At 38.0% G+C, this 13,705-nt stretch carries 9 protein-coding genes; 1 reads left to right on the top strand and 8 read right to left on the bottom strand.

What is annotated here, in order from left to right:
• Positions 1-175: 175 nt before the first annotated feature.
• The 7 genes from FHT21_RS19960 to FHT21_RS19930 form a co-directional block, all read right to left on the bottom strand.
• Positions 176-2,494 (bottom strand): glycoside hydrolase family 65 protein, encoded by a 2,319-nt coding sequence (locus FHT21_RS19960; protein WP_167296469.1) that lies wholly within the window; start codon positions 2,492-2,494, stop codon positions 176-178.
• A gap of 100 nt (positions 2,495-2,594) precedes the next feature.
• Complete coding sequence (gene pgmB / locus FHT21_RS19955; protein ID WP_167296468.1) at positions 2,595-3,281, bottom strand: beta-phosphoglucomutase; 687 nt, start codon at positions 3,279-3,281, stop codon at positions 2,595-2,597.
• Positions 3,282-3,364: 83 nt separating this feature from the next.
• Positions 3,365-5,299 (bottom strand): glycoside hydrolase family 13 protein, encoded by a 1,935-nt coding sequence (locus FHT21_RS19950; protein ID WP_167296467.1) that lies wholly within the window; start codon positions 5,297-5,299, stop codon positions 3,365-3,367.
• A 73-nt stretch (positions 5,300-5,372) separates the two neighbouring features.
• Positions 5,373-6,383 carry a SusE domain-containing protein gene (locus FHT21_RS19945; RefSeq protein WP_167296466.1) on the bottom strand — a complete coding sequence of 337 codons (1,011 nt, stop codon included), beginning with the start codon at positions 6,381-6,383 and terminating at the stop codon, positions 5,373-5,375.
• A gap of 18 nt (positions 6,384-6,401) precedes the next feature.
• A complete protein-coding gene (locus FHT21_RS19940; protein WP_167296465.1) occupies positions 6,402-7,985 on the bottom strand; it encodes a RagB/SusD family nutrient uptake outer membrane protein in 1,584 nt (527 codons plus the stop codon).
• A gap of 15 nt (positions 7,986-8,000) precedes the next feature.
• Positions 8,001-10,988 (bottom strand): SusC/RagA family TonB-linked outer membrane protein, encoded by a 2,988-nt coding sequence (locus FHT21_RS19935; RefSeq protein WP_167296464.1) that lies wholly within the window; start codon positions 10,986-10,988, stop codon positions 8,001-8,003.
• Positions 10,989-11,421: 433 nt separating this feature from the next.
• Entirely contained in the window at positions 11,422-12,435 is a 1,014-nt protein-coding gene (locus FHT21_RS19930) for a LacI family DNA-binding transcriptional regulator (RefSeq protein ID WP_167296463.1), read from the bottom strand.
• 294 nt (positions 12,436-12,729) lie between these two features.
• Here FHT21_RS19930 and FHT21_RS19925 point away from each other — a divergent pair, with 294 nt between their 5' ends.
• Positions 12,730-13,089, top strand: coding sequence for a response regulator transcription factor (locus tag FHT21_RS19925; RefSeq protein WP_167296462.1), 360 nt, complete (start codon positions 12,730-12,732; stop codon positions 13,087-13,089).
• A 234-nt stretch (positions 13,090-13,323) separates the two neighbouring features.
• On the opposite strand, the gene FHT21_RS19920 is transcribed toward FHT21_RS19925, so the two are convergent.
• Positions 13,324-13,677 carry a DUF6717 family protein gene (locus FHT21_RS19920; protein ID WP_167296461.1) on the bottom strand — a complete coding sequence of 118 codons (354 nt, stop codon included), beginning with the start codon at positions 13,675-13,677 and terminating at the stop codon, positions 13,324-13,326.
• Positions 13,678-13,705 lie beyond the last annotated feature (28 nt).

Raw genomic sequence — 13,705 nt, 5'->3', positions numbered from 1 at the left:
CGCTGTTTTTGTGCAAAAGATGATAATGAAATAAGTAAAAAGAAAACATAAAATATGCAGGTCCTCCCCCTACCCCCTCCTAAGGGGGAGAAAAATAGGGCTGAAAAGGTTTTTCCAGTTATGGAAGATTGAGATTTCAACCCTCTACCCTCAACCTTTAAACCCTCTACCTTTCTCATACCAACTCTGCGTTATTTACTTCAATTTCGGTATTTCCGGCCAATTTATAAAGCTGGTTTCTGATACCGATTTCTAAATCAATGGCTGCATTGTTTTTAATACTGATACCGCTTTCGGTAATATTAACCTTTAAGGTAGCTCCCCTGAAGCCGATGGTAAATGAAAAAGACTTCCATTTGCCCGGCAAGAAAGGATTAAACTGCAATTTACCATCGCGTACTCGCATGCCTGCAAAGCCTTCTACCACGCTCATCCAGGTGCCGGCCATAGAAGTGATGTGCAAACCATCTTCGGTATCGTTGTTATAATCATCCAAGTCTAAACGGGCAGTACGCAAATAAAATTCGTAAGCACGGGCCTCGTCGTTTAATTTAGCGGCCAAAATACTATGTACACAAGGCGACAATGAACTTTCGTGTACAGTACGAGGCTCATAAAAATCGAAATTGCGTTTTAATGTATCCAGATCGTAATTTTCTTCAAAGAAATATAAACCTTGTAAAACATCGGCTTGCTTAATAAAACACGAACGTAAAATCCTGTCCCAGCTCCATTTTTGGTTAATCGGTCTTTCGCTTGCAGGCAGATCTTTTACTAAAGTTTGTTCCTTATCTAGATATCCATCCTGTTGTAAGAAAATGCCCAGTTTTTCATCTTGTGGATAATACATTTTCTCGATGATATCGGCCCAATCAGTAAATTCCTTTTGATCGAAATTTAAGTTTTTTAACAGACTATGGTATTTTTCAGGCCGCTGTATTTTGACAATTTCGGCTGCTTCGGTTGCATATTTCATACACCATGTAGCCAGAATATTCGTGTACCAATTGTTATTTACGTTATTTTCGTATTCATTTGGCCCCGTTACGCCAAGCATTACGTATTGCTGCTTATCGTTGCTCCAGTTTACCCGTTGTTTCCAGAAACGGGCAATACCGATCAATACCTCTAAACCGAAATCAGAAAGATAACTTTCATCTCCAGTATAACGGATATAATTAAAAATGGCAAAGGCAATGGCGCCATTACGGTGGATTTCTTCGAAAGTAATTTCCCACTCGTTATGGCATTCTTCGCCGTTCATCGTTACCATTGGATATAACGCTGCACCAGCTGAAAAGCCTAGTTTCGCAGCATTTTCGATTGCTTTACCCAATTGTTTATGGCGATACACCAACAGGTTTTTACTTACTTCCTGCGGAGCAGTTGCCAGATAAAACGGCACACAATAGGCCTCAGTATCCCAATAAGTTGATCCGCCATATTTTTCTCCGGTAAAACCCTTCGGACCAATGTTCAATCGATCATCTTTACCAGTATAGGTTTGAAAAAGCTGAAAAATATTAAAGCGGATAGCCTGTTGAGCCGAAACATCACCTTCAATAATAATATCGCTTTCTTCCCACTTGGTAGCCCAAGCTTCAGTTTGCTCTTTTAATAAAGTATCAAAGCCCTTCGCAGATGCTTTAGCAATTACCGATTTTGTTTCTTTTAAAAGTGATTCTTTTGGGTAATTTTCTGAAGATAAATTCGCTGCGATTTTAACCAAAGTGATCTCTTCATGTGCTTTAACATCAAGAGAAAAAGTTTGTCCAACAAATTTCTCTTTTCGAACTGCATCCGGGCTGATATTTAATTTCTCCGCATTTTTATACAGTTCGATATTACTCCCTGTACAAACTTCAAACTCTGTTTTCTTTGTCCTTAGTTTAAGGTAAGCTTCCATTCCAGAAATTTCATCTGCAATTTTATCCCAGAATTTTTCGTCGTAGTTGCTGTCCTGATTTTTAACATCGCCATCAATAAAAGGCATTAATGTTAATCTACCATCGAAATTTAATGGCGTAATACTATAACGGATGGCACCAACTTCATCATCAGCGATGCTACAAAAACGGGTTGATTTAACATTTAGGGTTTTACCGCTTTTTAATTTCGCCGTAAAGGTCCGCTCTAAATATCCTCCGCGCATGTTCAGCACACGTTTAAAATCACTTACCTCCGCTGTTGCTAAATCAAGAATTTCATCATCTAACTTTACTTCAATACCTACCCAATTTGCAGCATTCAATACTTTTGCGAAATATTCTGGATACCCGTTTTTCCACCATCCCACACGGGTTTTATCTGGATAATAAACACCTGCAACGTAATTCCCTAGTAGGGTTTCTCCCGTATAAGTTTCTTCGAAATTGGCGCGCTGACCCATACGGCCATTACCCAAACTAAAAATACTTTCCGAAATTTTATTTAAATGTGGATCAAAGCCTTCTTCGATAATATTCCACTCATCTGCTTTAATGTAATTTTTCATATTTAGTATCAAGTAGCGAGTAACTAGTATCAAGTAATTAGTATCATGTATCAAGATAAATTTACTTTTTGATACTTACTACTTAATACTAGCTACTCTTTTACAACTCTTCTAAGTCTTTAACTGTTAATTTGTCTAATCCGCTTACTACCACATCTGCCTGGCTAAGCACGCTTTTTTCGCCTATACCGATGGCTTTCATGCCACCTCTTTTTGCGGCTTCTACGCCAGCAACAGCATCTTCAAAAACCACACATTCATTAGGTGCAAAACCTAAAAGTTCGGCTCCTTTTAAAAATACTTCAGGATCGGGTTTTGATTTGGTGACCATGTTTCCATCAACTATTTCGTCGAAGAAATGAGCAAGATCAGTTTTTTCTAAAATAATTCCCGAGTTTTTACTTGCCGAGCCCAAGGCCAATTTGTAACCGGCTTTGTGAATCGCTGTTAAGAAATCAACCGTTCCCGGTAAAACTTCGGCCGGTGTCATTTTAGTAATCATCTCTACATACCAGCTGTTTTTTAAGCTAGCAAGCTCTTCTTTTTCGGCATCGGTTTTATCTACTCCACCCCAGGCGAGAATCTTATTTAAACTTTCTACGCGACTAACGCCTTTCAACTGTTCGTTCTGTTCTTCTGTAAAATCGAAACCCATGGTATTGGCCAAGCGTTTCCAGGCTTTATAATGATAAACTGCAGTATCTACAAGTACACCGTCTAAATCGAAGAGACAGGCCTTTATTTGAGATTTTGGATCTGAGATCTGAGATTTGAGATTTTCTTGCATCTTCGTCATATATTTTAGTATCAAGTCGCGAGAATCAAGTATCAAGACATCCCGCAGCTTTAGTCTTTTTGTTTTTCTCTTTACTACCTTAACTCCAGCACCAGTGTTGTTTTAGCAGGTATTTTAATGTTAGAAAAAGTGATCGTTTCACCCGTAATTACATTTTTAGCAGTTGTAATTCCTGTTGTTCTTTCGGCAAAGCGATCGGTGTTTAATGTTTTTTCTTTTTCTGTATTGTTTACAATAACCATTACGGTGCCTTTTGGTTCTGTATTGTAGCGGAAATAAACATAAATATCATCTTGCGGCACAAACTGCATCAATTTACCGGTTTGTAGTGCAGCACTGCTTTTGCGGAAATTGGCTAAGGTTTTAACAAAATTAAAAGCCTCATTCTCTTTGTTGGTGCGTCCATCGGCAATAAATTTATCTTTTTTGTCACCCTCCCAACCACCTGGAAAATCAGAACGGATCAGTCCATCTGGATTGGAAAAGTTTTTCATTAAAATTTCTGTTCCATAATACATTTCAGGAATGCCACGCATGGTTAACAGGATGCTCATTCCCATTTTATATTTATCGAAATCTTCGCCAACCATCGAGTAAAAGCGGCTCATATCATGGTTATCTAAAAAGATGCAGTTGGTATTTGGATTTTTATAAAGAAAATCGTGCGCTAAGGTGGCATATAACCGATTAATTCCGTCTACCCAACCATTTTTGCCATTTATTCCTTCGTAAATCGCATCTTTTAAAGTAGCATCGGTAATGCCTTGCAAATGGGTATCAAAACCGCGGTTAACCGTATTGCCACCAGTAAAAAAAGCCTGGTTCGCCACTGCGGTTACCAATGTTTCGCCAAAAACAGATAAATGCGGAAATTCTGCCTGAACTTTTAAAGCCCAATCGGCCATATAAACCGGATCGTTATATCCGTAAGTATCCAAACGTAAACCATCAATACCAGCGTATTCGATCCACCAGATGTGATTTTGGGTCAGGTAATTCTGCACGTATGGATTGGTTTGGTTTAAATCGGGCATTGAAGGCACAAACCAACCATCTAACATCTGTTTGCGGTCGGCAGCAGAAGCGTGGATATCCATCACGGTCTGATCGCGGTAACTCGTTTGCGTATATTTTGGCCATTGGTTTAACCAGCTTTTCATTGGCAAATCTTTATAAAACCAGTGCTGGGTACCAATGTGGTTGTGTACAATATCTTTAATCACTTTTAATCCTTTGGCATGGGCAATCTCTACATACTTTTTGTAAAGTGCATTTGTTCCATACCGCGGGTCTATTTTATAGTGATCGGTTACCGCGTAGCCATGGTAAGAAGCCTGTGGCATATCGTTTTCTACCTCTGGTGTCATCCAAACGGTAGTTACGCCTAAATCCTTCAGGTAATCAAGGTGATTAATTACACCTTGTATATCTCCACCATGACGGTAGTACATACTATCGCGGTTTAATGCAGTTTCGGTCAAGCCCTGAACCACATCGTTGCTTTTATCACCGTTCGAAAAACGATCGGGCATGAGCAAATAAATAAAATCTTTGTTGGTTACACCCTGAATTCTGCCCGCACTTTTATCGCGGTTTTTTAGTTCGTAGGTATAACTGAGTATCTTTTTGCCATTTACAGAAAAATTAATTGGGAAACTTCCGGATTTTACTGTAGCGGCAAGTGTTAAATCGAGAAATAAATAATTCGGGTTTTCAACTTTATTAACCTTTACGAATTTTACGCCTGGATAAGTTAATGAAACCGAGCTTGAAGCAATATTTTCGCCATGAACCAGCAATTGCAACTTAGGATTTTGCATCCCTGTAAACCAGAACATCGGTTCTATACGCTCTAGCTTTTGGGCAAAGAGATTGATACTGCTAAACAGTACAGTAATGATAACCAGCATTTTTTTAAATCCCCGTACATTTACGTGGATTTTAGTTTGAGCATTAAAAGGAGAATGAATAACGGAAAGAAACGTAGCAGGGGCAGGAGATTTTATCATGCTAAAACTTTTTGATGTTTTTAAAAATCCTGTAGAGATCAAAAGATCCCTACAGGAATAGTTTAGTTAATGATTAAATTTTAACCATGGTGTAAGCACCTGTTTTACCATCGGCATTAAGTGTTAAGGTTAGCTTATATGTACCAGCGACAGTAACATTAATATCTGCACCATTATCACCAATATTGGTTCCCCAATCGTGATTTCTTCTGAACTTAAAGGCACCAGGAGTTAAAGCAACTGTTCCAATCCATGTATTTTTGCCATCATTTACCGGACTAAGATCGGTATCAACAGACCAGTTACTTCCAGGAATTGCATTACCAATAATTGACCAGTAATCTGCATTGGCAATGGTGTAGACATTTGTATTAAGATCGACAGTTAGCAGTTTAAAGCCTGCCGAAACGGAACTGATATCGCCACCTGAAGTGCTGAGTTTACCACCTCCGGCATCGCCATAAGCCAGATCCCATTTCTTGGCTGGAGTAACTTTAAAATTACCACCATCGAACTTAATAATTCCGGTATAAATACCATTTCCGGTGATAGAAACTAAGCTATCGGCTGTTGCCGGATTCCATCCCTGATATGCTCCAGGCACGTATACCCAGGAAGTTAAAGGGAATGGCTTTGCACTTATAGAAACCACATTGCTGTAAACCGGAGCTACCGCATTAGAGATGGCTGCTTTTACCCTGATTTCTACATCAGAATTTACAGCAGTAGATAAATTTAAAGAAAGCAGTAGATTATTAAAATCCAATCCATTGTAACTTTTAGTGGTCACATTCGCATCAATAATTACTTCTTTTGTTTTATCTGCTGCAAAGTTTGCCCCTTTAGGAGATAGCTGTAAAGTGTTGGTTACAGCCGCCTGATAACCAAAATTAGCATTGGTTAAGGTAAAAGTAATCACATTGGTAGTGAGCATGCTTTTGTCTAAGACCACAGACGTAGCCGAACTTTTTAAAGAACCTCCGGTACCTGCATTGGCTATGGCACGGGTTTCGTCTTTTTTGCATGACCATAGCGATAGCGCGATAAAGCTAAAGGCTAAGGATTTAAAGAATATTGATTTCATCTTTATAAAATATTAAGATTAATAACCTGTGTTTTGAACCAAATTCGGATTAGCAATTAAATCTGCCGTTGGAATTGGATATAAGTTACGGTAAGCAGGTAAACTTGCTCCTGCTTTAACCCCACCTTTGAATGGCCATAAATAAGTAGCCCCAGCAAATTTGCCATAACGGATTAGATCGGTACGACGGTGTGCTTCCCAATACAGTTCACGGGCACGCTCGTCTAAAAAGAAATCTACCGATAGGGTACTTACATCTCCACTGTTGTTACCATAAGCACGGCGGCGTAAGTTATTGACATAGGTAAGTGCTTGGGCAGTACTTCCGCCCGAGCCACCACGCATTACGGCTTCACCGTAAATTAAGTATTGTTCTGCTAAACGGAATAATGCAAAATCTAATGAACTGAACGTTCCGTTTAACGATGCGGGTGTAACACCTCCAGAGGTAATATTTTTAAATTTGGTTACTCTTAATCCGTCTGTAAATACACCAATATCGTCTACATTGCTTTTTGTGCCAAAAAATATACCGCGTTTATCTGCCGTTCCATTAGGATCAGGAAATAATGCAGGTAAGTTCTGGCGGGTTCTGTTACCACCCCAACCACCTGAAGGTACTCCATATGATGCAGGGCTCATGTCGGCATTAATTGCAGCATTAATTAAAAAGGTAGTTCCACCGTAGTTTGTTCCTCTTACACCATCGTAATTGATGGTTAAAATGTTTTCTGTATTATTTAAGTTATTATCTGCCAAAAATAAATCTTTGTAATTGGCTTTTAATGAATAACCAGAGTTGATAACCTTAGTCGAATAAGTAATAGCTTCAGTATATTTTGCTGTTCCGGTGTAAACCTGAGCATTCAAATATAATCTGGCTAACAATGCCCAGTCTGCGGCTTTATCTGCACGACCATAATCGTTAGTACGAGGATCAGCCAAATCGCCTTCAATGGCTTTTAATTCTGATTCTACATAAGCAAATAAAGCTGCTCTTTGAATTTGCTTAGGATTGGTTTTGCCAATTGCGTCCTCTTCCGTTACAAAAGGGGGATTTCCGAAACCATCTAATAAAACCCAATACTGAAATGCCCTTAAGAAACGGGCTTCGGCACGGTAGCGTTGAATAGCTGAAACATCGGCACCAGTAATATTGCGACTTGCCAGCTTCTCTGGTGTACTTTCGCGAAGAAACTCATTGCAAATGGTGATTTGCAGAATGCTTTTAGAATATAAACCTCTTAAAAATTGGTTATCAGTATTCCAGGTAGCATAATCTAATTCAGGAATACCTGTATCTCCCCAGGCACAAATTGCTTCATCGGTTACCAGCTCCTGGGAAGTCCAGAATAACCTGAAGAAATCTGCAAATCCGGCATTCAGGCCACCAATATCACTATTATCTGACCCTGTTGGACTGGTTAATGCATAGGTAGCGTACAATTTTACCAGTTCTTGTTTATACCCTGCAGGCGTAGCATATACCACATCGGCAGTTACATCATTCGTAGGCTTTAAATTTAAGGCATCTTTCTTACAAGAATTTAAAGAAAGTAATAAACCTGTGGTTGCCAATATTATTTTAAACGAATTTTTCATTTCTCTTTATCTTTATTAAAAACCAACATTTAAACCTAAAGTGTATGTCCTTGGTCTTGGATATAACTTAAAGTCGATACCATCTGTTAACTCAGGATCTATCCCTTTATATTTAGAGATTACGAACACATTCTGGCAGTTGGCCGTAATTCTTAAATTGGTATTGCTATTTTTAAATAACTTACCGGCATCGTAAGCCAGGCCAAGGTTATCCATTTTTAAGAATGAAGCATTTTTAACGTAGTAATCACTTAAATACTGACTTGTTGTGAAGTTGGTGTTTAAGAAATCTACACCAGCATTGTTAATTAAGCCCGCAGCACTAAGAATATTGTTTTTGATACCAAAGTTCGATGAAACGTTATCATAAACATAATTGCCTAGGTTAGCTCTCAATACGGTACTAATGGTCCATTTTTTATAACTGAAGGCCGTGTTGAATCCCAAGGTAATTTTAGGATCAGGCGACTTATAAAAATACTGATCGCTTGAGTTAACCACACCATCGCCATTTGAATCTTCATATACGCCTTCCAATGGCTTTCCGGCACTATTATATACCTGTTTGTAAACAAAGAAGGCACCAGGAAGCTGATTTACAGCATTGTATTTAATGGTAATCCCTGTTCCACCAGAAATATCACCAGCACCTTGCTTACTTCCAGGATCAGGATTTAGGGTTAAATTGGTTACCTTTCTTTTGTTATAAGCGGCATTAAAGCCAAAATCCCATGAAATGTTTTCTGTTTTGATCGCTGCAAAATTCAAGCTAAACTCCGCTCCTCTTACATCCATATTACCCACATTGGTAATCAGATTATTGTTAAAGTTTGTTCCTACAGGAATGTTCACAGTAGCCAATAAATCTTTTGTTTTTTTATAATAAACGTCTATTGCACCGTAGATTCTTCCTTTGAAAAAGCCATAATCTAAACCAGCATTATAGGTTGTTGTGGTTTCCCATTTTAAATCCGGATCGTAGGCAGAAGGTGCATAATAATCGTAAAAAGTATCACCAATCTGGTACTGGCCCGTATTACTATTGGAATAATATTTGGCCAAATAACTATAATCACCAACGGTATCCCCATCTTTATTACCGGTTTCACCATAACTTAACCGCAGTTTTAAATCAGAAACAGCCTTACTTTCCTTTAAGAAGTTTTCGCCTGCAATTCTCCAGGTAAAACCAACCGAAGGGAAATAACCCCAACGATTTTCGGCAGCAAACCTTGATGATGCATCTGCACGCATGGTTCCCGAAAGGATATATTTATCGGCTAAAGTGTAAACCAACCTTCCGTAGTAGGATAACAATTTGTTACGGTCAACAGAGAATGGAAACTTAGGTGTTGTTCTTAACACACCTGTTGCACTATATTCGTTAAAGCTATAGTTTGTTTTAGCATTATCATAATAACCATAACCAGCAGTTACGTCAAAACGGCTTCTGATGCTAGTTACATCTTTGGCATAGTTTAAATAAAACTCTGATACTTTATTGTTGGATGTATTCAGCGATTGAGTAGAAGATCCGTTAGTTGAAAAGCTTGTAGCAGCAAATGCTGGAACAAAAATACGTCCAGCTCCCTTAGAAACGTCGTAACCTAAATTTAAGTTAGCATGTAATTCTGGTAAAAAATGGAAAGAATAGTCGAATCTTACATTTCCAAAGCTTCGGGCAGCGTTTCCATTATTATTTCTTAACATAATCTGCGCTACCGGATTTCTTGGTGCATTAGGATTTAAGGTTCCATCTGCTCTTAGCCATTCGAAATAATTTCCAAATTGATTATTTGCGGTAACCGATTGCGTTGGATCAAATTGGATCGCATTGGCGATGGCATTATTGTTATCATTCGCAAAGTGAGATTCGGTTAATGTCCCTTTCAGGCTTAAATCGATTTTTAAGTGATCGGTGAATAATCTTGGAGAAATCGTAATGGCTCCTGTAGCCCTGTTAAACCTATCGGTAATTAACAAACCTTGCTGATCTAAGTAACCTGCAGATACACGATAGGGAACCCCATGAAATTTACCTGCAATACTGAGATTATTATCAGTAGCAAAGGCATTTTGAAAGATTTCATCTTGCCAATCAGTATTTGCTTTTCCTAAAAGCGAAACAAATGTTTTGCCTGCATCATAGGCAGCGGTTGGATTGGCATTTACAAAAGTACGAATTTGATCTGCCGAGAGCACATCTACCTTTTTTGCAATGGTTGCAACAGAATTATTGGTACTGAAATTAATTACAGGCGCACCTGTACCCCCCTTTTTAGTGGTAATTAAGATTACGCCATTGGATGCTCTCGAACCATAAATTGCTGTAGCATTTGCATCCTTCAACACGGTAAAAGTCTCTATATCATTCGGGTTGATCAACGATAGGGGACTAGGTGCGTTATCAATTGATTTTCCACTGAAAGGCACTCCGTCTATAACAATTAAAGGATCGTTACTGGCATTTAAAGAAGCTCCTCCACGGATACGGATCTGACTACCAACCCCTGGCTGGCCGCTACTGCTAATAATGTTAACCCCTGCTACCTTACCTTGAATTAATTGTTCAGGCGTTGTAATCGTTCCTTTTTGAAAATCTTTGGCACCTACTGTAGTGATTGATCCGGTTAAGTTTTTCTTTTCTGCAGTACCATAACCGATTACCACTACCTCATTCAGTTTTTGTGCGTCAGGCACCAATTGAAAATTAACAGTAGCATTTCCTGAAATGCTTACGGCTTTGTCAAGGGTTTGATAACCGATAAAACTTACAGACAGTGTTATCGAACCATTCGATAAACCTGCTAGTTTATAATTACCATCAGCATCGGTTGATGTACTTCTTGTTGTTCCTTTTACAACTACAGAAGCGCCAGGTAATGGCAGGCCGGTTTCATCAAGCACTTTACCAGATACCGATCCGGTTTGTGCTTTTACCATTAATGCTGAAAAAACTAACAGCACCAAAAGCCCCTGTTTTAACAGGTAAAATACTCTCATATTTGAAGCTCGTTTAAGTATAAAAATTTGGTTAAATATTATAGTGATTTACACACAGGTCTAATTTACAGCTGTTAATGATATTTCAAAATTTATTTAAAAAATATATTTCGGGCTAAAATATCGGCAAGAAAATCAGCATAAAATTTAGCTTTTTCTTGTATGTAAAAATCTATATTAAATAATTGTTAATTTTTTAATTAATTGATAATCAACATATTAAAAATGTTAAATTTAAATTTAAAGTGTAATTATTACACTAAGCCATTTTTAACGCTTTTTTCGGGAACGTTCCCGAAAAAATTGAATCAAAATTCGGTCAATTTTCGGGAACGTTCCCGAAAATTGATCAAAATTCTGCGTATTTTACACTAAGTGAAGAAATTTTTTGAAAATTTCAGGCGAAAAACAAGCTCGTTTTTTGAGCCTTTTTTTAGCCATTTGCGGTTGAATTCCGCTTGATAATTTTAGACACTAAAACCACCTCGTTTGGCAGATTTTTATCGGCATGATTATCTAAAATAGTAAACAATAATTTAGCCGCTTCCTCTCCTATTTCGGTGGCTGGTTGGGTAATGGTGGTGAGTGAAGGATTTAACAAGGGAGCAATTTCCAAACTGGAAAAACTGATCACTTTTAAATCTTTTGGGATGTTGATCTTGAGATCGTAACAAGCATAATAAGTAGCAAAGGCCAAACGTTCTACCGAGGTAAAAACACCATCGGGCTTTAATTGCGTTAAAGCCTCTTTAATGATAATGCTATTTTCTTCGTAACTGTTGCTGCAATCTATCACCAGGTTTTCTTCAAAAGGAATCTGGTGTTTAGCCAATGCATCAAGATAGCCCTGCATACGGGTTTTACCTATTGATAAACTTTTATTAACCACCAGGTAGGCAATTCTATTGCAGCCCTGCTCTATTAAATGTTCTGTAGCCAGAAAACTGCTGTTATAATCATTGGTAATTACCCTTGGCGTATCAATATCTTCATAAATCCGGTCGAAAAATACCAGCGGTAATCTTTTACTGCCAAATTTATTAAGGTAATTATGATCGTTGGCTTCTCCGGAAACCGACATGATAATGCCATCGGCCCTACCATTATGTAAGTGGCGAATGAAAGTTACTTCCTTTTTATATTCATCATCTGTTACGTAAATCAGAATATGATAACCGTTTTCCCTGGCTACCCGCTCAATACCGTGAATGGCCTGCGAAAAATAGTTGTTGGCCAGTTCGGGTACAATAACCGCAATGGTTTTGCTTTTTTGCTCCCTTAAATTACTGGCGTAATGGTTGGGCTGATAGTTTAATTCTTTCGCCTTGGCTAATATACGCTCTTTGGTAGCACCGTTAATGTCACTATTATCCCTAAAAGCCCTCGAAATTGTAGAAGTAGATAAATTTAATGCTTCTGCTAACTTCTTAATATTAATACTGTCCATCTTTGGCTATTAAACCCAATTAGTTTGAATAAACGCTGTAAATATAAACTATAAATGTCCGAAATATTTTATAAGCTTTAAAATTATACATTTCGCATTCAATTTATAAGCTCGGCATTGCGCTATAAAATCCAGTAATAAAAGGGGTTGATGCAACCATTGGTAAAATACTTTAAATAAATATTCATTTTTTTTAAAACAAAAAGCATCTTTACCGCATTAATCATTCATACGCTCCTAATCATCTTCTCGTTTATCGGCTGAAAACAAAACAATATGAAATAAAATTATAAAATGAGAAATAAGAAAATACTCATCGCTGATGATGACGAAGGAATTGTTGATGCTGTGACGATGATTTTGGAAGTGATGGGTTATGATGTTGAGTTTACATATGATGGCGGGGCAGTTATAGATGCAGTAAAAAACAAGCCGGACCTGATTATGCTAGATATCTGGATGAGTGGACATGATGGCAGGGATATCTGCAAACAGCTTAAAAACGACCCTCAATTTAAGGAAATTCCTATTTTAATGATCTCAGCCAGCAGAGACATCAGACAATCTGCACTTGATGCCGGTGCGAATGATTTTATGGAAAAACCATTTGAGATGGATTCTTTACTGAATAAGGTAGAAGTATTATTGAATTAGCTTGCCGTCACCCTGACCTGTAGCGGAGCGGAAAGCTACGAAGTAAACCGAGCCTTAAGCGAGCTCACCGGAGGTAATTTATTTCAGGGCCCTTTGAACGATGATCCTATTTGGAAAATTAATAATGATGAATCAATATTAAAAGAATTGCAGTTAAATGGATCCTGAAACAAGTTCAGGATGACGAGCATAAGGAAGGCCTACATAATAGAATCTTAATGGTCAAACTTTCTGTTAATCAATCTCCTTAAAATAAATCCGTTCAGGCAATTGCTTAAAAACAAACTCCGTTACATGACAAAGCCAAAGTTTATGGTTCTTAAATTCTCCTCTAAATTTTTCTAACAGATAGTCGCCACCACCACCCAAATTTTCTTCGCGGGCATAAACAAGATCTAAAATTTCGGCATCTTCAATAGGCGTATCAGCCATCAGTAATTTGCATTCATTCCCGGCAGCCGCTATCCAGTTTAATAATTCATCGGCACCTTCTACCATTTGTAAATCGGCTATACCTCCACCCCATTCGGGTATATCGGCATACCATTCGTGCTTTGCATTTTTATAAAAACGAATTGCTCTTTCCATATTTTGTAAAGAAAAAAAATCTAGCTCA

The organism is Pedobacter sp. SG908 (assembly GCF_011759615.1).
GTDB lineage: Bacteria > Bacteroidota > Bacteroidia > Sphingobacteriales > Sphingobacteriaceae > Pedobacter > Pedobacter riviphilus.
Note: the sequence above shows the minus strand (reverse complement) of the source record. Positions and strands in the feature narration are given on the sequence as shown.

Coding starts and splice junctions, on each gene's coding strand:
- FHT21_RS19960 (WP_167296469.1), bottom strand. CDS start 2,494: ATGAAAAATTACATTAAAGCAGATGAGTGGAATATTATCGAAGAAGGC.
- pgmB (WP_167296468.1), bottom strand. CDS start 3,281: ATGCAAGAAAATCTCAAATCTCAGATCTCAGATCCAAAATCTCAAATA.
- FHT21_RS19950 (WP_167296467.1), bottom strand. CDS start 5,299: ATGATAAAATCTCCTGCCCCTGCTACGTTTCTTTCCGTTATTCATTCT.
- FHT21_RS19945 (WP_167296466.1), bottom strand. CDS start 6,383: ATGAAATCAATATTCTTTAAATCCTTAGCCTTTAGCTTTATCGCGCTA.
- FHT21_RS19940 (WP_167296465.1), bottom strand. CDS start 7,985: ATGAAAAATTCGTTTAAAATAATATTGGCAACCACAGGTTTATTACTT.
- FHT21_RS19935 (WP_167296464.1), bottom strand. CDS start 10,988: ATGAGAGTATTTTACCTGTTAAAACAGGGGCTTTTGGTGCTGTTAGTT.
- FHT21_RS19930 (WP_167296463.1), bottom strand. CDS start 12,435: ATGGACAGTATTAATATTAAGAAGTTAGCAGAAGCATTAAATTTATCT.
- FHT21_RS19925 (WP_167296462.1), top strand. CDS start 12,730: ATGAGAAATAAGAAAATACTCATCGCTGATGATGACGAAGGAATTGTT.
- FHT21_RS19920 (WP_167296461.1), bottom strand. CDS start 13,677: ATGGAAAGAGCAATTCGTTTTTATAAAAATGCAAAGCACGAATGGTAT.